Origin of the sequence: Paenibacillus sp. FSL K6-1566, assembly GCF_038050475.1 — a bacterium.
Taxonomy (GTDB): domain Bacteria; phylum Bacillota; class Bacilli; order Paenibacillales; family Paenibacillaceae; genus Paenibacillus_AQ; species Paenibacillus_AQ lactis.
In genome coordinates this window covers 1-21,196 of record NZ_JBBOSR010000001.1, presented here as the reverse complement: position 1 = coordinate 21,196, position 21,196 = coordinate 1, and the positions used below count along the sequence as shown (strand labels likewise).

The window sequence follows — 21,196 nt, the reverse complement described above, 5'->3', positions numbered from 1 at the left end:
GAGGTTCAATCTACTGGGAGAGCCGCCCCCTCCCGTCTAAATACGACGATTGTAGCCAGGGATGAATCTGCGATGCCTTGGCATTTCGCTCCCGCATCTCTTAAATCGGCCAATCTCCGCGCCATCCCCTCTGTGATGACCTCACCGGGATAGAGGATCGGAATCCCTGGGGGATACGGAATCACCATCTCGGCCGCCGTCCTCCCTGCGCAAAGCTCTACTGGCATCGGCTCGATACGCCCCTCATCCATAGGCTTCAACGAGAAGCGGATCGGATGGGAATACGGAGCTTCCATGTCCCAATTGTTCCACGTGGAAACATTGGATTGGGAGCATACTTCTTGTAACAACAGGTTGTCACTCGTGCCGAGGGCGGCATCGGTCCGGGCGCCCGGCTCATAATGCTTCATGAAATCTCCCCGCCCCTTCAGCATCCGAATCAGCTCTTCCTTGGACTGCGCCGGCTTCCCTTTTGGGGCTTCCCCAGCTATGTGCGGTTTCTTCGAGGACGTCTCCTCTTGCTCTACAATATGCACAAGTGCCCATAAGACGTGATTGCTATCTTCGAGCGTCGAGCCGAGCGTGAACAGTAAGACGACGCGCTGCTCGTCGCTCATCTCCGGCACACAGCCGCGCTCCTCCAGCGCGCGCTGCAGTGCGTAGCCGCTCAGGGCCCCGGTGCGGTCATAAATGACCGCCTTGAACGGGTCCTGGCGGGTATAGGCCGCCGCTTCAGCCTGCGGCGGCGCTTGTCCGCCGGCCGCGGCCGTGCCGGCGGCGGGGCTCCCGGGCTGCGGCGGCTGCAGCAGCCCGAAGCGCGGCAGCTTCGCGAGGCCGCGCCGGAAGGCGTCCAAGGCGGCGAGCCCCGCCGTGAAGGCGCCTGCGCCCTGCGTATGCAGCAGGCGCCGCGCCAGGTCAAGCGATGCCATAATGGGGTAAGAAGGGCTGGAGCTCTGCACCATTGCCAGCCGCTGGCGTAATAGACGCCGGTTGATCCGCTCACCCTGCACATGCAGCATCGCCCCCATCGTCATGGCAGCCAGCATTTTGTGCGTGGATTGAACTACGCCGTCCGCCCCACAGGAGAGCGCACTGGCTGGCAGCTGCGGATGCTGCCCATAGTGAGCGCCATGCGCTTCGTCCACCAGCAGCGGAATCCCATGATCATGGCATAAGTCCGCTAGCGGCGTAATATCGCTTCCCATCCCGTAGTAATTCGGCATCGTGATCAAGGCTGCCTTAGCCCCGGGATAAGCCGCCAGCGCCTTCCTCAGCGTTTCTGGCGAAGGGGCGACGGCAAGCCCGCTAGGCTCGTCCATTCCCGGCTGAAGAAAAACCGCCCGCGCTCCGGCCAGCATCAGACCATGGAGCACCGATTTATGTACGTTCCGCTGCACCAGAATGATATCGCCGGGCTCCTGGCATACCGTCAGAATAAGCGCAATATTTCCGCTCGTGCTGCCTCCGACAAGAAAATAACTCTCCTCCGCACCAAAGCAGTCTGCCGCCAGCTCCTGCGCTTCCCGAATCACCCCATCCGGGTGAAATAAATCGTCTGTCCCGGTAATTTCCGTCACATCGATCTGCATCGCTGCCTGCAGCATCTCAGCATATTTCGAGTCCAAACCATAGGCTCTGCCGTTCTTATGACCGGGCACATGAAACGATGAGGCTCCACGAAGCCGATATTGTGTTAATGCCTCCATGAGCGGAGCACGATCTTTATGTGTAGTCATCGACATATCCCTTCAGATTCCATTCTCTAACCTATTTTAACGTATATTGAAACCTTCGCCTACGGTTAATGCCCACATTCCCTTATTCCCTTATTCCCTTGCCCAACAAAAAAAGGCCTATCGCTAAGGCCCTATACGCGTTCCTTCTATGCATTCTTAGGCATCGCAATCTGCTTTAACTGCCGGATAAAAAAATGATATTTGGCATCCTCCGCACTGGTATGCACGATTTCCGATTCGCATTCCTCGCAAACGAATTGCGATAAAATCGTAATGCCTTCCGTCTTCGACTGGTTGCATATAATACAGACGCGTTCGGTCAGCTCTTCCATTGCCATCCCACCTTGATCCTTTTACTATTAGTATGACACAGTTTCTATTATTTTAAACCTTTTCATAGGATATCTTTGTACGCTTTATGATATGTGTCCCACGAATGCCCGGTGTCTGTACCGCATTTTTTTCGCTTAATAAAAATATGAATTTGTCCGATAAATATCATAAACGCCGATTTTCGGCCGATCTATCGAATGTTGATCTATGAAAAGGGGGACGGCATCGCGCCATGGCAGAACCACACGGTCAAGCCACCTTTTATCAATACCGGCTTATTAAAAAAATCCAAGTATCCAAACCACTGCTCATTCCTTACTTGATTCTGCCCTTAATCGCTGCAGCAGCCGGGATATGGACGTTGTCCCCGTACATCCTGTTGTATTTCTTGATCGCCTTCCCTGTCATCCTATGGATTCAGTATGTCATCGGGCATACCACGCTCCTGCTGCTCGGCCCTGATTACCGAAAACGATGGCGTTTCCGGGTTAAGCTTCCTTGGCTGGGATACACGCCGGAACAGCACATCAGCCGCCGTATATTTAGCAAAGTGCATATATACACGGGATTCGTCGGACTTTCCCTATGTGTCATCATGGCCCTGTGGTTGCCGATTCCGTTTACGGCCTCGCTTGTTTTTTGGCATGTGTGGCTTCTTCTGCCCCGATTCACCATTCTAATGCGGTTCGCTTCCCTGCCGAAGGATGGCATGATCAAGCTGAATGATCAGGACATCGCCTACTACAGGCAATGAACGGACCCGTATATCTTGAAGGGATCGGATCCGCTCGTCCATTCTGTGATTGTTTGAATAGGCTTCTACGAGAAATATAAGAGCTGCTCTCAGCCCTAAACATTTAAGAAATCGCGCATACATAAATAAAGACCTCATTCCGAAGCCGAATGAGGTCTTTATTTATTCGTTTTATTACCTTCCAAGCCTTGAATCACTTGTTTCTTCATTTGAGTGGGAACCGTAATGATCAAATAACCGTCATGAACCGTAAGATGGACGATGTTCTTTCCTTTTTCAAAAACCAAGGAAGAGCCGTTTTCCTCCACTTCCTTCTGCGTCCAGCCCCAGGACTCGATTTCTTTCAAATAGGGCTCCGGAATATTTTCGTCTTCTTTCAAACCAGGAAGAGCATAGCGTACATAGTCCAAGTCGCTATTGCCCGTTGTTTGTTCCGTTTTATTGGCTTCTTTCGGGACGGGGAACGACTTTACATTGGCCGCACCGTCAAAGGACTTCCAGCTTGGTTCTGCGGATGCCCCGCAACCCGATCCGATTAATAAAATCGTACCCGCGCATATGATTTCTGCAACATGCAGGCCTTTTCTACGCAACATGATTGTCCTCCTTTCCTCCACAATAACCGTCTCCAGTTGAGTATTCAAGGTTGCTTGGTTAATGGAGAACCTCCCCAATCAGGCCTTACTACCTATGGCCTGCATAAATCGGTAATGAACTACCCACGAATGACTAATTCTATTATACTGATTTTCTGTAGTGTAACGGTAACAAAATCTTCATCTGTTTATGTCAAAGTAATCGTCATGTTATATAACAGCTTTAAGGGCGTTGACAGCTGGAAGGGGCTGAACAACCGCACGCAGTCTAATGTACTGTTATCACTAACACGCTGGCCAGGATACAGGAATAGGTTCGGTAACAAAAATAAAAACCACCATCGATTACATCGACAGTGGTTTTTCGCTTGGCGACGTCCTACTCTCCCGGGACCCTTCGGTCCAAGTACCATCGGCGCTGGAAGGCTTAACGGTCGTGTTCGGTATGGGAACGCGTGGAACCCTTCCGCCATCGCCACCAAACGTGATTTTTGCGCTGCGCTTTGCTTCAATGATTGCTCACCAGCAAAATATCAAGCCTTAGAAAAGGCATGCAGCTTCAAAATCGTTTCAAGATTTTTTGAACCTTGAAAACTAGATACGAAACGTCTTTGCGTTGATTAGAATCCGTAGCATTGTCCCTTCAGATCCTCAGATCTTTCTGGGCCCTGCCAAAGTAATCGGAATCAGCTGCGAAGCTCTTCTTCACTTTGGTGGGTTTGTTTAGGATAAGCCCTCGACCGATTAGTATTGGTCAGCTCCATGCATTGCTGCACTTCCACCTCCAACCTATCTACCTCGTCGTCTTCAAGGGGTCTTACTAATTGGGAAATCTCATCTTGAGGGGGGCTTCACGCTTAGATGCTTTCAGCGCTTATCCCGTCCGTACGTAGCTACCCAGCCGTGCTCCTGGCGGAACAACTGGTGCACCAGCGGTACGTCCATCCCGGTCCTCTCGTACTAAGGACAGCTCCTCTCAAATTTCCTACGCCCACGACAGATAGGGACCGAACTGTCTCACGACGTTCTGAACCCAGCTCGCGTACCGCTTTAATGGGCGAACAGCCCAACCCTTGGGACCTACTTCAGCCCCAGGATGCGATGAGCCGACATCGAGGTGCCAAACCTCCCCGTCGATGTGGACTCTTGGGGGAGATAAGCCTGTTATCCCCAGGGTAGCTTTTATCCGTTGAGCGATGGCCCTTCCATGCGGTACCACCGGATCACTAAGCCCGACTTTCGTCCCTGCTCGACTTGTAGGTCTCGCAGTCAAGCTCCCTTATGCCTTTGCACTCTTCGAATGATTTCCAACCATTCTGAGGGAACCTTGGGGCGCCTCCGTTACTCTTTAGGAGGCGACCGCCCCAGTCAAACTGCCCGCCTGACACTGTCCCCGTACCGGATCACGGTACCAGGTTAGAACCTAGATACGATCAGGGTGGTATCCCAACGTCGCCTCCACACAAGCTGGCGCTCATGCTTCTTAGGCTCCCACCTATCCTGTACAGATCGTACCCAAATCCAATATCAAGCTGCAGTAAAGCTCCATGGGGTCTTTCCGTCTTGTCGCGGGTAACCTGCATCTTCACAGGTATTAAAATTTCACCGGATCTCTCGTTGAGACAGCGCCCAAGTCGTTACGCCATTCGTGCGGGTCAGAATTTACCTGACAAGGAATTTCGCTACCTTAGGACCGTTATAGTTACGGCCGCCGTTTACTGGGGCTTCGGTTCACAGCTTCGGATTGCTCCTAACCGCTCCCCTTAACCTTCCAGCACCGGGCAGGCGTCAGCCCGTATACTTCGCCTTGCGGCTTCGCACAGACCTGTGTTTTTGCTAAACAGTCGCTTGGGCCTTTTCACTGCGGCCCCCTCGGGCTATTCACCCTACCGAGGCACCCCTTCTCCCGAAGTTACGGGGTCATTTTGCCGAGTTCCTTAACGAGAGTTCTTCCGCGCGCCTTAGAATTCTCTTCTCGCCTACCTGTGTCGGTTTGCGGTACGGGCACCTTCACCTGACTAGAGGCTTTTCTTGGCAGTGTGAGATCATGACCTTCGCTACTGTAATTTTCACTCCCCATCACAGCCCAGCCTTACGATGTGCGGATTTGCCTACACATCAGCCTCACTGCTTGGACGGACATCCATCAGTCCGCGTCACTACCCTCCTGCGTCACCCCATCGTTCATAACGGTTTACGGTGGTACAGGAATTTCAACCTGTTGTCCTTCGACTACGCCTTTCGGCCTCGCCTTAGGTCCCGACTTACCCTGAGCGGACGAGCCTTCCTCAGGAAACCTTGGGCTTTCGGCGGATCAGATTCTCACTGATCTTTTCGTTACTCATACCGGCATTCTCACTTGTATGCTGTCCAGCGCTCCTTACGGTACACCTTCAACCTACATACAACGCTCCCCTACCCCTGAATCGACTTCACTCCGCCTTCGAAGTGTGTTTAACCCCTGAGAGCATTTGGTCATCCTTGATTTCATCTCAAGTCTGACAAAAATGTTCAACTCAGGCTCACTACCTCAAAGAAGCAGTGAAGTCGATTCAAGCCATAGCTTCGGTGGTGTGTTTAGCCCCGTTACATTTTCGGCGCAGAGTCACTCGACCAGTGAGCTATTACGCACTCTTTAAATGGTGGCTGCTTCTAAGCCAACATCCTGGTTGTCTGTGCAACTCCACATCCTTTCCCACTTAACACACACTTGGGGACCTTAGCTGATGGTCTGGGCTGTTTCCCTTTTGACAATGGATCTTAGCACTCACTGTCTGACTCCCGGATATAAGTCTATGGCATTCGGAGTTTGACTGAGCTTGGTAACCCTTGCGGGCCCCGCACCCAATCAGTGCTCTACCTCCACGACTCTAATTTCCGAGGCTAGCCCTAAAGCTATTTCGGGGAGAACCAGCTATCTCCGAGTTCGATTGGAATTTCTCCGCTACCCCCACCTCATCCCCGCACTTTTCAACGTACGTGGGTTCGGGCCTCCAGTGCGTGTTACCGCACCTTCACCCTGGACAGGGGTAGATCACACGGTTTCGGGTCTACGTCCACATACTAAGTCGCCCTATTCAGACTCGCTTTCGCTGCGGCTACGGCTTCTCGCCTTAACCTTGCATGGGAACGTAACTCGCCGGTTCATTCTACAAAAGGCACGCCATCACCCATAGATCGGGCTCTGACTTCTTGTAAGCACACGGTTTCAGGTTCTATTTCACTCCCCTTCCGGGGTGCTTTTCACCTTTCCCTCACGGTACTGCTTCACTATCGGTCGCTAGGGAGTATTTAGCCTTAGCAGATGGTCCTGCTGGATTCATACGGGGTTTCACGTGCCCCGCACTACTCGGGATCCGTCTCGGAGGGTTCACATTTTCGATTACAGGGCTTTTACCTTCTATGGCCGGCCTTTCCAGACCTGTTCGTCTAATCTAAACCTTTGTAACTCCATGTGAGACGTCCCACAACCCCAGAGAGCAAGCTCTCTGGTTTAGGCTGTTCCGCGTTCGCTCGCCGCTACTGACGGAATCACTCTTGTTTTCTCTTCCTCCAGGTACTTAGATGTTTCAGTTCCCTGGGTATGCCTCCTCGCATCCTATGTATTCAGATACGGGTAACTGGCTATTACACCAGCCGGGTTTCCCCATTCGGACATCCCCGGATCGAAGCTTGCTTACAGCTCCCCGAGGCAGTATCGTTGTTCGCCACGTCCTTCATCGGCTCCTAGCGCCTAGGCATCCTCCGTGTGCTCTTAGTAGCTTAACCATGTCGCTCCAGCTTCGTGCCATGTGCTCTGTTGTTCGCTTGTTTCCTGATTGGATAAAACCACTCAATGGTGAAACAAGCTTCCAAAGGATCACCTGTCACGAATCTTTCGCTCTAACGCTACTCTTTCACTTCTTGGTCAATCACTTGACACAAGTCGTTAGAGAAGGATATTTCTAAAACGCAAATTCGTTTCGTTATCTAGTTTTCAAGGATCAAATGAGAGGTTGAACTCTCAAAACTGACCAACGAGTGAGTGATCGGCGACCTTGCGGTCAGCCTAATTGTTGGCGACTTGAAGTCAGCCATATTCGAATGTCTTCGTTGCAGAAGACGATTCTCCATAGAAAGGAGGTGATCCAGCCGCACCTTCCGATACGGCTACCTTGTTACGACTTCACCCCAATCATCTACCCCACCTTCGGCGGCTGGCTCCCTTGCGGGTTACCCCACCGACTTCGGGTGTTGTAAACTCTCGTGGTGTGACGGGCGGTGTGTACAAGACCCGGGAACGTATTCACCGCGGCATGCTGATCCGCGATTACTAGCAATTCCGACTTCATGCAGGCGAGTTGCAGCCTGCAATCCGAACTGAGACTGGCTTTTTAGGATTGGCTCCGCCTCGCGGCTTCGCTTCCCGTTGTACCAGCCATTGTAGTACGTGTGTAGCCCAAGTCATAAGGGGCATGATGATTTGACGTCATCCCCACCTTCCTCCGGTTTGTCACCGGCAGTCACCTTAGAGTGCCCACCCGAAGTGCTGGCAACTAAGATCAAGGGTTGCGCTCGTTGCGGGACTTAACCCAACATCTCACGACACGAGCTGACGACAACCATGCACCACCTGTCTCCTCTGTCCCGAAGGCCGCCTCTATCTCTAGAGGATTCAGAGGGATGTCAAGACTTGGTAAGGTTCTTCGCGTTGCTTCGAATTAAACCACATACTCCACTGCTTGTGCGGGTCCCCGTCAATTCCTTTGAGTTTCAGTCTTGCGACCGTACTCCCCAGGCGGAATGCTTAATGTGTTAACTTCGGCACCAAGGGTATCGAAACCCCTAACACCTAGCATTCATCGTTTACGGCGTGGACTACCAGGGTATCTAATCCTGTTCGCTCCCCACGCTTTCGCGCCTCAGCGTCAGTTACAGCCCAGAGAGTCGCCTTCGCCACTGGTGTTCCTCCACATATCTACGCATTTCACCGCTACACGTGGAATTCCACTCTCCTCTTCTGCACTCAAGTTCCCCAGTTTCCAGTGCGTCCCGAAGTTGAGCCTCGGGTTTAAACACCAGACTTAAAGAACCGCCTGCGCGCGCTTTACGCCCAATAATTCCGGACAACGCTTGCCCCCTACGTATTACCGCGGCTGCTGGCACGTAGTTAGCCGGGGCTTTCTTCTCAGGTACCGTCACTCTCATAGCAGTTACTCTATGAGACGTTCTTCCCTGGCAACAGAGCTTTACGATCCGAAAACCTTCATCACTCACGCGGCGTTGCTCCGTCAGGCTTTCGCCCATTGCGGAAGATTCCCTACTGCTGCCTCCCGTAGGAGTCTGGGCCGTGTCTCAGTCCCAGTGTGGCCGTTCACCCTCTCAGGTCGGCTACGCATCGTCGCCTTGGTGAGCCGTTACCTCACCAACTAGCTAATGCGCCGCAGGCCCATCCTCAAGTGACAGATTGCTCCGCCTTTCATAAACCCGCCATGCAGCGAATTTAATTATCCGGTATTAGCTACCGTTTCCGGTAGTTATCCCAGTCTTGAGGGCAGGTTGCCTACGTGTTACTCACCCGTCCGCCGCTAACTCTCAGAGAAGCAAGCTCCTCTTCAAGTCCGCTCGACTTGCATGTATTAGGCACGCCGCCAGCGTTCGTCCTGAGCCAGGATCAAACTCTCCAATAAAGATCGTCCGAAGGACGATCGACCTCGCCGGATTTGGGTTCCACTCGGATGAGTGAATCAAATCTGGTGAGTCTTGAAAGAGCGATTAAGCTCATTTAGAAAAACTGACGAGAATTTGTTCAATTCTCTATTGTAACTCCCCGCCGAAGCGGTTCGTTTTACTCACTCGTTGTTCAGTTTTCAAAGATCAACCTTTTCGTTACCGGCGAATCTCGTTCGCATCAGCAACTCTTATAATATATCATGTTTTCGAGAAGTTAGCAAGCTTTTTTTTCAAAAAACTTTTTTATCGAAAAAGCCGTGATATACATCCGCTTCGAAAGCGGCAAGGAATAATATATCACAGCTTTTATCATTAGGTCAACCTTTATTGCCTAGGAAATAACTTCCTCAATGTAGATCTGCCTCTGCTGCATTAAATTCATGATGTTGCCTTGGACGGCTACCATTGGCCTGGTCGGATGCTGACTATCGGTAAACACGATTTCCCCTGTGCTTCCATTGCTTAACCGGACTTTCGTTCCGGAATGGAGAGCCGTTACTTTACGGATAAAAGTCTGGACGATTTTCGGATCCAGCTTGCCGAACGCCTCTAATTGAATTTGTTCCAGCACTAAGTAAGGAGACTGTGCATTCCGATAAAACTTGTCCAATGTCATGGCATGGAAGATATCCGTAACAGCCACAATCTTGGCGTAAATATGGATTTTGCTGCCCTCCAGACCCAGAGGGTAGCCGGACCCGTCCACTTTTTCATGATGCTGCAGTGCCGCTAGGCGAACCCCTTCGTTAACTGCGGCAACATTTTTAAGGATTTGATAACCGTAAGTGGTATGACGACGTACTTCCTCGTTCTCCTCATCGGTTAATTTGGACGGCTTATTTAATAGTATTGGATCAATCTTGGCATTTCCAATGTCATGGAGCAGCCCCGCAAAGGCCACCTGCATCCAGTCTTTCTGAGGAAGATCGAGCCACTGCGCCAGCTTATAGGAAGAAAGAGCACACAAGACCGAGCTGTGATACCGGTAATCATGGCGATTCGTCATGCGTGGAATAAACTTAAGAATCTGATAATCCTTATGATGCTTAAGCAGGTTCTCCATCTGATTCCGGATCTCGTACATGCGGAGCTCGCCGGTAATCGCCGACTGATAACAGCTTTTGACCAGAGTCAGAGTCTTGTCATACTCTTCATGCAATGGAAGGTCTTTGCGACTCGGTGCCTCCTCGTCCCCGCTTCCTTGCGAACTCTCCGCAAAAATCAACGCGGGCTTCTGCCCTGCAGATTTCACCGTTGGAATTCGAGTGCTCTCTCCATCGACGGACTCAATATCCACCTGCTCGACCATAAATGCTTTCAGCACTTCCAGATCGCGTGGCAGCAGTACCTTCCCCTTATGAAGTAAAAGCCCCCCTAAAGGTGTATGCACATCCTTAGCCAGCTTTACGCCGGCCACCACTTCATTCACGGCTTTGATCGTCATGATCAACCTCTCCATCTATTCCACTGCGCTCATCGCAGCGAAACTTCACCTTTATATTATACATTATTATAGTTCGACTTACTCAGCCTGTACAATACTGACTTCCTTATTTTGTAATCTGGATCACTGAAAAAAAAAGAGCATGGATGCTTCATGTGCATCCATGCTCTCCATTTCTTTATTCCTCGGTTGGTTCAGAAGGGTCCATGCCTTCTTCGAACTCGCCCTCTTCACCATCGTTCTCTGGTTCATCACTCTTGTCTGCACGGCATACCGTACCGACAGAATCATCCTCGCGGATGTTAATCAGCTTCACGCCCTGCGCATAGCGGCCCATCGTTGAGATGCCCTCCATGCTTGTGCGGATCAAGGTGCCGCTGGCCGTAATGATCATCAGATCCTCTTCCGACTTCACGACCTTCAGCGCAACAACCGGTCCGTTCTTCTCGGTAATATTGATCGTTTTGATCCCTTTACCGCCACGGGTCTGAACTCGGTAATCGCCGGCCGGTGTCCGTTTGCCGTATCCGCGGGTCGTTACGATCAAAATATCAAGCTCCGGATCCACAACGTCCATGCCGATGACTTCGTCACCCTCATCGAGCGTTATGCCCTTAACCCCGGTTGCGCTTCTTCCCATTGAACGCACATCGCTCTCCTCGAACCGGATGGACATGCCCTGTGCCGTTCCCATAATGATCTCTTGCTGACCGTCTGTCAGCTTCACATCGATCAGGGAGTCGTCCTCGCGCAGGTTAACGGCGATCAGGCCGCCCTTGCGGATATTGACATAGTCCTCAAGCGGCGTCTTCTTCACAACCCCATGACGGGTAGCAAAGAACAGGAACTTATCGGTATCGAAGCTCTCGACCGGAATAACCGCATTGACCGTTTCGCCTTGCTCAATCTGAATCAGATTGATGATTGGCGTTCCGCGGGCGGTACGGCTAAGCTCCGGTATTTCATAAGCTTTGAGACGGTAAGCCTTCCCTTTGTCCGTAAAGAACATCAGGTAGTGATGGGAATTCGTTACGAAGAGGTGCTCGACAAAGTCCTCGCTCTTCGTTTCCATCCCAACGACGCCGCGTCCGCCCCGCTTCTGACTGCGGTACGTATTGGCAGGCAGACGCTTGATGTAACCGGTATGGGTAATGGTGATAACCACTTCCTCACGCGGAATGAGATCCTCGTCCAGGATGCTGTCTTCACCTACTGTAATTTCGGTACGGCGCTCATCTGCAAAACGCTCCTTAATATCCTGAAGCTCATCATTGATGATTTGCAGCACAAGATGTTCGTTCGCCAAAATCTCGCGCAGCTCGGCAATCCGGGCCAGCAGTTCTTGGTACTCGTTCTCGATCTTCTCGCGTTCGAGTCCGGTCAGACGCTGCAGACGCATATCGAGGATCGCCTGAGCCTGCTCCTGGCTAAGCCCGAAGCGCTCCATCAGACCTTCGCGCGCGGCCTCGGTTGTCTGCGAGGCGCGGATCAGCGCGATAACCTCATCCAGATGATCCAGCGCAATCCGCAAGCCCTCCAGAATATGGGCCCGGGCCTCGGCCTTCTTCAGCTCGAATTCGGTACGACGGCGAATCACCGTTACCTGATGCTCCAGGTAATAATGCAGCACATCACGCAGATTCAATATTTTCGGCTCATTGTTGACGATCGCCAGCATGTTGATACCGAAATTCGACTGCATTGCCGTATGCTTATACAAGTTATTCAAGACGACGTTCGGGTTGACGTCACGGCGCAGCTCGATCACGATCCGCATGCCGTTACGGTCCGACTCATCACGGAGATCCGTAATACCGTCAATTCGCTTATCGCGAACGAGCTCGGCAATTTTCTCCACGAGGCGTGCTTTGTTCACCTGATACGGAATCTCATGAACGACAATGCGCGCCTTATTATTGTTTTCCTCAATCGTCGCCTTCGCGCGCATCGTTACCGAGCCGCGTCCCGTACGATATGCCTGGCGGATGCCTTCGCGTCCCAAAATGTAGCCCGCTGTTGGGAAGTCCGGTCCCTGTATATACTCCATCAGCTCCATTGGAGTGATGTCGGGATTCCGAATCATCGCCTGCACGCCATCGATGACTTCGCCAAGATTATGAGGCGGTATATTCGTCGCCATACCGACCGCAATCCCGGATACCCCGTTTACGAGAAGGTTCGGGTAACGTGCCGGCAGAACGACCGGCTCCTGCTCCTCGCCATCGTAGTTGGGCGCAAAGTCAATCGTCTCTTTATTAATATCACGCAGCATTTCCATGGCAATCTTGGATAAACGGGCTTCCGTATATCGCATTGCCGCTGCCATATCTCCGTCAATGGAACCGAAGTTACCATGCCCGTCGACGAGCATGTATCGCATGGAGAAGTCCTGCGCCATCCGGACCATGGATTCATACACTGCGGAATCACCATGCGGATGGTACTTACCGATAACCTCGCCAACGATCCTTGCCGATTTCTTGTACGGTTTGTCCGGGGCCATGCCAAGCTCCGACATCGCATATAGTATGCGACGGTGAACCGGCTTCATTCCGTCCCGCACATCTGGCAAGGCCCGGCTGACAATGATGCTCATCGCGTAATCCATAAAGGATTCGCGCATCTCGGTACCTATGTCCCGATCTTTAATTTGGGAGAAATTTTCTTCCGCCATGCTGGACCTCCTTCATTTTCTATCAACCATGCCTTGCTCTATGTGAAAAAAGCAGAATAATGATCAGGAAGCTATAAATGCACCAACCTTTATTATATTACTTTCACAAACCATGCACAATTAAACACGGGATAGAAAGCGTGAAAGTATGATTTTTGCCCGGAAACCGTGACATACGCCCTGTCCTCCGTGCCGCTTTTCACATACAATGCATTGAAAAAGATTTCGCATCGATCACATCTTTATATTATACCACTGTTTGTCATACTTGTCCTATGTTTTCCCGTTTGGCAGCTTTATGTGCCGGATGTATCGCCCGGTGCTTCGATCGATCATGAATAGCGTTCGACCTTCCCCTAACGGGCTATGGCTAAGGCAAACTATAGGCGTATCCCTGCGCTCGTGCTCTTTTTTTTTCCGTGACAGGTACATCTGCTCTTCACTCAAAAAAACGGCCGGAAAGGATGAAGTTGGTTGGCTATACAACGCGTTGCAAGCAAATGGGCGAAAACAAAAATCTTGTTGAAAAATAAAGGTCTTGCCTCCTACATTCCCGCAACCCGCCAGTACTCGTTCGAAGCGCTGGAAGAGTTGCTGAATACCCACACGCTGGTTTACATTAAGCCGGATCGGGGGACGTACGGCAACGGCGTTATGTCCGTGGAGCAAATCGAATCGCAGAATGAGGAGGAATCGGCCGCCTCCAAGACCTACAAGCTCCGGTATGAACAAAAGACCGAGACGTTCCAATCACTGGACAGTCTTCATAGAACGCTGAATTCACTGCTCCAAGGCAAGGAATATTTGATTCAGCAGGGCATCCATCTGCTCCGGTACCAAGGCCGTCCCTTTGACCTGCGTGTTCTTACACAGAGAAGCCCTTCCGGACAGTGGGTAAGCACCGGCATTATCGGGCGGGTAGCGGCCAAGAACAAAATCATTACAAATCATCACAGCGGCGGCACCGTCCAGCATTACAAGCCGCTTATGCTTGAGCATATGACGGCCGAAGAGGCGGAGAACATCCGCCGGGAACTGCATGAGCTCGGTGTGAATGTCGCCGGCCAACTGCAGAAGTCCTACCCCAATCTGAAGGAAATCGGGCTGGATATTGCAATTGATGGACGATGGAACATCTGGATTTTGGAGGTCAATACAAAGCCTGCGCTCTTTCCGTTTAAGAAATTCTTCAAGGATCCAAGCATCTATAACAAGGTCAAGAAGTACGCCAGCGCCTACGGACGGAATTTGTCCAGCAGTACAAAGAAGGTCCGCTAGCCTAACCTATGTTGCTGCACTTACCCTAAGCTTGGTTCGATGGGTCACTTCAACATGACTGGCGCGTGAAATTCATGTTGCATTGCAAAGCCCCGCTTTAAGACTGAACGCGCAACCACTCTACTTGCTCATTACGCGCTCCGGACTTGCCTCGATGGTTGTTTGCTCCTATCATCGCAGACAGTAGGGAATATGAGCATAGCGCCCTTCTAAGTGATCACCCAGCCGCTCACAGCAAAAGAGAGCATCCGCAGGTCCCTGACCTGCCCGGATGCTCCCTCCTGGCTAGTGCTCTATGCTAAATGTCCAAATTGCGGACGCTCTTCGCGTGCTCTTGAATGAAATCACGACGCGGCTCAACGTTGTCACCCATGAGGGTGTCAAACAGCGTATCTGCCAGCATGGCATCCTCGATCGTTACCTGCAGCATCGTGCGGCTCTCCGGATCCATCGTCGTCTCCCACAGCTGGGTTGCATTCATCTCGCCGAGACCTTTATACCGCTGGATGTTAAACTTGGCGTTCTCGCCGAATTCCTTAATGATCTCGTCGCGCTCCTTCTCGCTGCCCGCATAACGGACAACCTTGTTGCGCTCGATCTTAAAGAGCGGCGGCTGCGCGATATAAATATATCCCGCTTCTACCAGCTTACGCATATAGCGATAGAAGAACGTCAGCAGCAGTGTGCGGATATGCGCGCCGTCGACGTCAGCATCGGTCATGATGATGATTTTGTGATAACGGGCCTTTGACAGATCGAAGTCATCGGCAATCCCGGTACCGAGCGCCGTAATGATCGCACGGATCTCCGCATTAGAGAGAATGCGGTCCAGACGGGCTTTCTCGACGTTAAGGATTTTCCCCCGCAGCGGCAGAATCGCCTGGAAGTGCCGGTCACGGCCTTGCTTAGCCGATCCGCCGGCGGAGTCGCCTTCGACGATATACAGCTCACTGATCGACGCATCCTTGGAGGAGCAGTCGGCGAGCTTGCCCGGCAGGGCGCTTACTTCAAGCGCGCTCTTCCGGCGGGTCATTTCCCGAGCCTTACGCGCTGCTTCACGTGCACGGGAAGCCTGCAGCGCCTTCTCCAGGATGCGGCGGGACACCGAAGGATTCTCCTGCAAGAATTCCTGCAGCTTCTCCGCAAACAGGGACTCCACGATGCCGCGGACTTCACTGTTGCCGAGCTTCGTCTTCGTCTGCCCTTCAAACTGCGGCTCCGGCACTTTGACCGAAATGATCGCCGTCAAGCCTTCCCGCACGTCGTCTCCGGACAAGTTATTGCTGTTGTCCTTGATCATGCCGGTTTTACGGGCATAATCGTTAATGATGCGCGTCAATGCGCTTTTAAAGCCGGATTCATGTGTTCCGCCCTCATGCGTATTGATATTGTTCGCAAACGAGTAAATATTCTCGGTATAGCTGTCGTTGTACTGGAGCGAGATCTCCACTTGAATGTTGTCCCGGGAGCCTTCCACGTAGATCGGTTCTTCGTGGAGCGCCTCCTTCTTCTCATTCAAGAATTTAACGTACTCGATAATACCGCCTTCGTATTTGAAATAATCGGAAGCTCCCGTACGCTCATCCGTCAGTGTGAGCGCGATGCCTTTGTTCAAGAAGGCCAGCTCGCGAACCCGCGTCAGGAGCGTATTATAGTCAAACTCCGTTGTCTCCGTGAAAATTTCCGGATCCGGCAGGAAGGTAACCGTCGTACCGGTCTCTTCGGTATCCCCGATGACTTTGATGTCATACTGAGGCACGCCGCGCCGGTATTCCTGCTGATAAATATGCCCATCCCGCTTCACTTGGACGACAACCTTGGTGGACAATGCGTTAACGACCGATACGCCCACGCCGTGCAGGCCGCCGGATACCTTATATCCCCCGCCGCCGAACTTACCGCCGGCATGCAGGACGGTCATAACGACTTCGAGGGTGGATTTCTTCAGCTTGGCGTTCTCGCCGACCGGAATTCCGCGTCCGTTATCGATAACCGTAACGCTGTTATCCTCATGGACAATAATCTCGATATGGTCGCATATTCCCGCCATCGCTTCGTCAATACTGTTGTCCACTACCTCCCATACCAAATGATGCAGACCCTTGACGCTGGTCGAGCCGATGTACATCCCTGGACGTTTGCGGACAGCCTCGAGCCCTTCCAGTACCTGAATCTGATTCTCATCATATGTCGGTTGATTCATAGACATGCCTTCACCTACTTCTACAGATTCTGTTATGCCTGAGCTACAAAATGATTTGCCCGCTTCTTCAGCGTTGCGGAAGAAATCGGGGAATAGTAGACGATGGACTTCGTCACCACGATGGATTTCGGATCCTCTTCACCGATTAATTCCACGACCTTATGCTGCTGGGCATGCGTGACGAACTGCTTGGAGATCTTTGACGATTTCTCGATCGAGATATCGAAGATGCCAACCAGCTCGGACGAACGGATAATCTTTTCTCCGCCTAAATGAATATACAATGGAATCACTCCTTAAGAGCCCACCTGTCCGTCATGGACATGAAAAATGCTGGCACCCTTCAATTTGTCGGTATTCAATGTCTCGATGCCCGTCGCCGTGATGAATGTCTGCACTTTGCTCTGGAATGTCTCTATCAGTTGCGTCTGCCGGTATGGATCCAGTTCGGAAAGCACATCATCCAGAAGCAATACCGGATATTCACCGATTTCTTCCTGAATCAGCTCGATTTCGGCCAGCTTCAAAGAGAGCGCCGTCGTTCGCTGCTGACCTTGAGATCCGTACGTTTGGACTTCCTTGCCGTTAATATAAAAAGCCAGATCATCTCGATGAGGACCTGCCAATGTCATACCACGCCTTATTTCTTGCTCTTTCATTTGTGATAATTTTATCATAAAACGCTCAAATAAGACAGCTTCATCTTCTTCCTCCGCGTCAGCAAAGGACGGAACATAGTGCAGGGACAGCTCTTCCAGGCCGTTTGTGATGCCTTGATGAATGCCCTCAGCCCACTTTTGAAGCTTTTTTATAAATTGTTTCCTCTTCTTGACGATTTTAACACCATGTTCTGCCAACTGGCTGTTCCAAATGTCCAGCATCGCCTGCTGGGACGCTTCCTTCCCCCACAGCTGCTTGAGCAGATTGTTCCGCTGAACGAGCACCTTCTGGTACTGCTGCAGATGGTAGAGATAGCTCGGCGCGACCTGCCCGATTTCCATGTCAAGAAACCGGCGGCGAACCCCCGGCGTGCCTTTGACGATTTCCAAATCCTCGGGTGCGAACATAACCACGTTCAGGGAGCCGATAAAATCACTCAGCTTCCGCTGCTCCAAACCGTTGACCTTCGCCTTCTTCCCCTGCTGGGACAAGCTCAGCTCAAGCTTCAGCATCCCGTACTTCTTCTCAACCTCAGCTGCAATATGCGCGCTCGGCTGCTCGAAGGCGATCAGCTCACGATCCTTGGAGGTGCGGTGGCTCTTCGTCAAAGCGAGCACGAAGAGCGCCTCCATCAAGTTGGTCTTCCCCTGGGCGTTGCGCCCGATAATTAGATTGACATCACCGAACGCATTCAGCTGCAGCTGATCATAGTTCCGGTAATGCTGAAGACTGATATTGTTAACAAACAAGTTGATCCTCTCCCTCGTCATCCGCGCCTAGCGCCTAACGGGAGGCTGTCTATTGCGCCGCCACCTGAAAGGTTCCGCAGTCCTCCACCTTGACGATGTCGCCGGGAACCAGCTTGCGTCCGCGCCGCTCTTCCTTCTCATCGTTGACCAGCACGGCCCCCTCCGCCAGCAGCGCCTTCGCCATGCCGCCTGTGGATACGCAATCCGCCAGCTTCAGAAATTGGTCCAGCTTAATATACTCGCTGTGGATAAAGATTTGCTTCATTTGCATGTCCTTTCCCCCTTATCAACATGGGGATAACTTTTATAGCCGGTTCAAACAAGTCGGATTCGTGACCAAAAGACGATTTTTTGAACATCCTCTTTAGTTCGCCGTACGGTACGGCAGAATAATATACTGACTCTTGCTGTCATCGAGCGGCTTCAGAATGATCGGGCTCATGACTCCCATGAAGGCAATCATCAGCTGCTCGCTCTCGACGACCTTCAGCACGTCCAGCATATATTTCGAGTTGAAGGAAATGCGCAGCGGATCCCCTTTGAATTCAATCAGATCCAATTCTTCACGCACTTTACCGAGCTCGGAGGAACTCGAGGAGATTTCAATGCCCCCGTTCTCCATCGTTTGCAGCAGCACGATATTCGTTTTTTCCTCTCTCGACAGCAGGTACGCACGGTCGATCGACTCGCTTAATTTTTTTGTATCCAAAACGAGTTCTGTTTTATGCGTCGTCGGAATAATTCTAGAAGTATCGGGATAAATGCCGTCTAATATACGCGAATAGAACAGCACACGGTCAATTTTAAATAATACCTGATTATCGGCCACAACGATATCGACCAGCGTATTTTGATCCGGAATGATCTTGCTCAGCTCGTTCAAGGTTTTGCCGGCAATAACGACGTTGTTGAACGAAATATCATCCACACCTTCAATATTCGTGGACCGAGTCGCCAGACGATGACGGTCGGTTGCGGTAAATTTCAGCTCATTGTTGTTCAGGCTCCACAGAACCCCTGTCAGAATCGGCGTCGTCTCGTGCGTCGAGATGGAGAATACCGTCTGCTTGATCATGTTTTTCAGCAGATCTCCCGGAAGCGAGATCGTCTGGCTGCCTTCGATGTTCGGCAATACCGGGAATTCATCCGGATCAAGGCCGACCATTTGGATTTCGGTTGCGCCTGCGGAAATAAAGGTCTGGAATTGATCTTTAACCTCCATATGGATTTCCTGGGAAGGCAGCTTCTTGATGATTTCAACGAAAAATTTAGCCGGAAGCACGACACTACCCGGTCTTTCAACCTGAACAATCGTGTGCTTTTCATCTTCCGAAGGAATAAACGATTGGATGGAAATATCCGTATCGCTGGCTGTCAGCGTCACGCCGGAATAAGTGACATCGAGTTTAATGCCGCTCAGGATCGGAATGGTGGTCCGGCTGGAAATCGCTTTGGACACGTGTTGGATGGATTCGTTCAATACATTTTTCAATATGCTGATTTTCATCAATTTCACTCCTTGCGGAAAAATGAGAGGGGTATTGTTTCATTCGGCGGAAGGCCGATGATTCCCCTCTTTATGGATAATTATTTTATTAATTATTTATAGTACAAGTAGTAGGCGCACTGAATATGTGGATAAGCCCGTGAAAAGGCATAAAATTAAGCCTATCCACATGTGTATAGATTGTGCATAGGCTTTGAACTTGTTCAGGTTGGATTTTTGATTTTCTCCGTAATATTGTTGACCACTTTGAATAGCTCTTGGTCGGTCTTCAGCGATTGGGTGATCTTCTCATGCGCATGAATAACGGTGGTATGATCCCGTCCTCCGAAAGCTTCTCCGATCTTCGGAAGCGAATAATCGGTCAATTCACGGGACAAGTACATGGCGATCTGCCGCGGAAAGGCGACGGCTTTGGTCCGTTTGCGGGCTTTAAAGTCCTCCAGCCGCAGATTGTAATACTCGCCCACCTTCTGCTGAATATCCTGGATCGTAATCATTCTCGGCCGGCTGGACGGGATGATATCCTTCAGCGCTTCCGCTGCAAGATGCGTGGTCACATCCTGGTTCGTCAGAGAGGAATAAGCAACAACACGGATAAGGGCGCCTTCAAGCTCCCGGATGTTGGTATCAATCTGGTTGGCTATATACATCATTGCTTCGTTCGGAATGTCCAAATTCTCAGCCTTCGCCTTCTTGCGCAAGATCGCGATCCGGGTTTCCAGGTCCGGCGGCTGAATATCGGTGATCAGTCCCCATTCGAACCGTGAACGGAGTCTTTCCTCCAGCGTCGGAATTTCCTTGGGCGGTCGGTCACTTGAAATGATGATTTGCTTCCGTTCCTCATGCAGCGCGTTAAACGTATGGAAAAATTCCTCCTGCGTCGATTCCTTCCCGGCCAAAAACTGAATATCGTCAATCAGCAGAATATCGACGTTGCGGTACTTGTTGCGGAAGCTTTCGGCGCGGTTGTCACGGATGGAGTTGATAAACTCGTTGGTGAACTTCTCTGAGGAAATGTACACGACCTTGCTGCTCGGATTATGCTCCAAAATATAATGGCCGATGGCGTGCATCAAGTGTGTCTTGCCAAGTCCTACCCCTCCGTAGAGGAACAACGGGTTGTACGCTTTGGCCGGCGCTTCGGCGACGGCGAGCGAGGCGGCATGCGCAAACCGGTTGCCCGAGCCGATGACGAACGTGTCAAAGGTGTACTTCGGGTTCAGCATATGGGATTGAATTTCGTCTCCGCTAACTTCTAACGGGGGGGACGGCTGCTGAGGAGCCGGCTCCTGTGACTTTGCCTCTTCAATCACAAACCTCACATCGACCTGTTTGCCGATCACCTCATAGACCGTTGAGCTTACCAGCTTCGTATATCGGCTCTCCAGCCATTCCACGGCAAACGTTGTCGGCGCGGAAATGACGACGGAGTGATCGTTAATGGTCAATGCCTTGGTCGCTTTAAACCAAGTGTCAAAGCTCGGTTTGCTGAGCTTGGTCTGTATTATCGATAATATTTCCTGCCATAATTCGGAAGTATGGCTTTCCAA

Annotated in this window: 13 protein-coding genes and 3 rRNA genes; 2 read left to right on the top strand and 14 right to left on the bottom strand. The window is 51.4% G+C overall.

Annotated elements, in window-relative coordinates; translation table 11 throughout:
• Positions 1-5: 5 nt before the first annotated feature.
• Positions 6-1,736 (bottom strand): aminotransferase class I/II-fold pyridoxal phosphate-dependent enzyme, encoded by a 1,731-nt coding sequence (locus NST08_RS00080; protein WP_341341331.1) that lies wholly within the window; start codon positions 1,734-1,736, stop codon positions 6-8.
• A 146-nt stretch (positions 1,737-1,882) separates the two neighbouring features.
• Positions 1,883-2,068 (bottom strand): sigma factor G inhibitor Gin, encoded by a 186-nt coding sequence (locus NST08_RS00075; RefSeq protein ID WP_007132850.1) that lies wholly within the window; start codon positions 2,066-2,068, stop codon positions 1,883-1,885.
• Positions 2,069-2,301: 233 nt separating this feature from the next.
• Here NST08_RS00075 and NST08_RS00070 point away from each other — a divergent pair, with 233 nt between their 5' ends.
• Positions 2,302-2,823, top strand: coding sequence for a hypothetical protein (locus NST08_RS00070; RefSeq protein ID WP_007132849.1), 522 nt, complete (start codon positions 2,302-2,304; stop codon positions 2,821-2,823).
• Between the two features lie 158 nt (positions 2,824-2,981).
• On the opposite strand, the gene NST08_RS00065 is transcribed toward NST08_RS00070, so the two are convergent.
• The 6 genes from NST08_RS00065 to gyrA all read right to left on the bottom strand — a co-directional run bounded on the left by NST08_RS00065 (position 2,982) and on the right by gyrA (position 13,249).
• The gene (locus tag NST08_RS00065) at positions 2,982-3,419 is read right to left on the bottom strand and encodes a hypothetical protein (RefSeq protein ID WP_007132848.1); all 438 of its coding nucleotides are present in this window, start codon (positions 3,417-3,419) and stop codon (positions 2,982-2,984) included.
• A gap of 366 nt (positions 3,420-3,785) precedes the next feature.
• A 5S ribosomal RNA gene (gene rrf / locus NST08_RS00060) occupies positions 3,786-3,902 on the bottom strand.
• Between the two features lie 241 nt (positions 3,903-4,143).
• Positions 4,144-7,187 (bottom strand): 23S ribosomal RNA (locus NST08_RS00055).
• Between the two features lie 347 nt (positions 7,188-7,534).
• A 16S ribosomal RNA gene (locus tag NST08_RS00050) occupies positions 7,535-9,088 on the bottom strand.
• Together the 16S, 23S and 5S rRNA genes form the textbook arrangement of a ribosomal RNA operon.
• Positions 9,089-9,462: 374 nt before the next feature.
• Positions 9,463-10,575, bottom strand: a complete 1,113-nt coding sequence (locus tag NST08_RS00045; RefSeq protein WP_007129245.1) for an HD-GYP domain-containing protein — start codon at positions 10,573-10,575, stop codon at positions 9,463-9,465.
• Positions 10,576-10,753: 178 nt separating this feature from the next.
• Entirely contained in the window at positions 10,754-13,249 is a 2,496-nt protein-coding gene (gyrA, locus tag NST08_RS00040; protein WP_007129244.1) for a DNA gyrase subunit A, read from the bottom strand.
• A 474-nt stretch (positions 13,250-13,723) separates the two neighbouring features.
• Between gyrA and NST08_RS00035 the strand changes: the two genes are divergently transcribed.
• The gene (locus tag NST08_RS00035) at positions 13,724-14,527 is read left to right on the top strand and encodes a YheC/YheD family protein (RefSeq protein WP_341341330.1); all 804 of its coding nucleotides are present in this window, start codon (positions 13,724-13,726) and stop codon (positions 14,525-14,527) included.
• A gap of 298 nt (positions 14,528-14,825) precedes the next feature.
• Here the strand turns inward: NST08_RS00035 and gyrB are convergent, their stop codons facing one another.
• The 6 genes from gyrB to dnaA all read right to left on the bottom strand — a co-directional run bounded on the left by gyrB (position 14,826) and on the right by dnaA (position 21,196).
• The gene (gene gyrB, locus NST08_RS00030; RefSeq protein WP_007129242.1) at positions 14,826-16,736 is read right to left on the bottom strand and encodes a DNA topoisomerase (ATP-hydrolyzing) subunit B; all 1,911 of its coding nucleotides are present in this window, start codon (positions 16,734-16,736) and stop codon (positions 14,826-14,828) included.
• Positions 16,737-16,762: 26 nt separating this feature from the next.
• Positions 16,763-17,014 (bottom strand): extracellular matrix regulator RemB, encoded by a 252-nt coding sequence (gene remB / locus NST08_RS00025; RefSeq protein ID WP_007129241.1) that lies wholly within the window; start codon positions 17,012-17,014, stop codon positions 16,763-16,765.
• A gap of 12 nt (positions 17,015-17,026) precedes the next feature.
• On the bottom strand, positions 17,027-18,139 hold the full coding sequence (recF, locus tag NST08_RS00020; RefSeq protein ID WP_144871920.1) for a DNA replication/repair protein RecF: 1,113 nt from the start codon (positions 18,137-18,139) through the stop codon (positions 17,027-17,029).
• A gap of 49 nt (positions 18,140-18,188) precedes the next feature.
• Positions 18,189-18,404 (bottom strand): S4 domain-containing protein YaaA, encoded by a 216-nt coding sequence (yaaA, locus tag NST08_RS00015; RefSeq protein WP_028406533.1) that lies wholly within the window; start codon positions 18,402-18,404, stop codon positions 18,189-18,191.
• 99 nt (positions 18,405-18,503) lie between these two features.
• Positions 18,504-19,646 (bottom strand): DNA polymerase III subunit beta, encoded by a 1,143-nt coding sequence (gene dnaN / locus NST08_RS00010; protein WP_341341329.1) that lies wholly within the window; start codon positions 19,644-19,646, stop codon positions 18,504-18,506.
• 203 nt (positions 19,647-19,849) lie between these two features.
• The gene (gene dnaA, locus NST08_RS00005) at positions 19,850-21,196 is read right to left on the bottom strand and encodes a chromosomal replication initiator protein DnaA (RefSeq protein WP_007129237.1); all 1,347 of its coding nucleotides are present in this window, start codon (positions 21,194-21,196) and stop codon (positions 19,850-19,852) included.

What these genes read in the sequence shown, in the direction of transcription:
- gyrA (WP_007129244.1), bottom strand. Translation starts at nt 13,249, where the DNA reads ATGGCGGAAGAAAATTTCTCCCAAATTAAAGATCGGGACATAGGTACC.
- NST08_RS00045 (WP_007129245.1), bottom strand. Translation starts at nt 10,575, where the DNA reads ATGACGATCAAAGCCGTGAATGAAGTGGTGGCCGGCGTAAAGCTGGCT.
- dnaN (WP_341341329.1), bottom strand. Translation starts at nt 19,646, where the DNA reads ATGAAAATCAGCATATTGAAAAATGTATTGAACGAATCCATCCAACAC.
- gyrB (WP_007129242.1), bottom strand. Translation starts at nt 16,736, where the DNA reads ATGTCTATGAATCAACCGACATATGATGAGAATCAGATTCAGGTACTG.
- NST08_RS00075 (WP_007132850.1), bottom strand. Translation starts at nt 2,068, where the DNA reads ATGGAAGAGCTGACCGAACGCGTCTGTATTATATGCAACCAGTCGAAG.
- NST08_RS00080 (WP_341341331.1), bottom strand. Translation starts at nt 1,736, where the DNA reads ATGACTACACATAAAGATCGTGCTCCGCTCATGGAGGCATTAACACAA.
- yaaA (WP_028406533.1), bottom strand. Translation starts at nt 18,404, where the DNA reads ATGAAGCAAATCTTTATCCACAGCGAGTATATTAAGCTGGACCAATTT.
- NST08_RS00065 (WP_007132848.1), bottom strand. Translation starts at nt 3,419, where the DNA reads ATGTTGCGTAGAAAAGGCCTGCATGTTGCAGAAATCATATGCGCGGGT.
- NST08_RS00070 (WP_007132849.1), top strand. Translation starts at nt 2,302, where the DNA reads ATGGCAGAACCACACGGTCAAGCCACCTTTTATCAATACCGGCTTATT.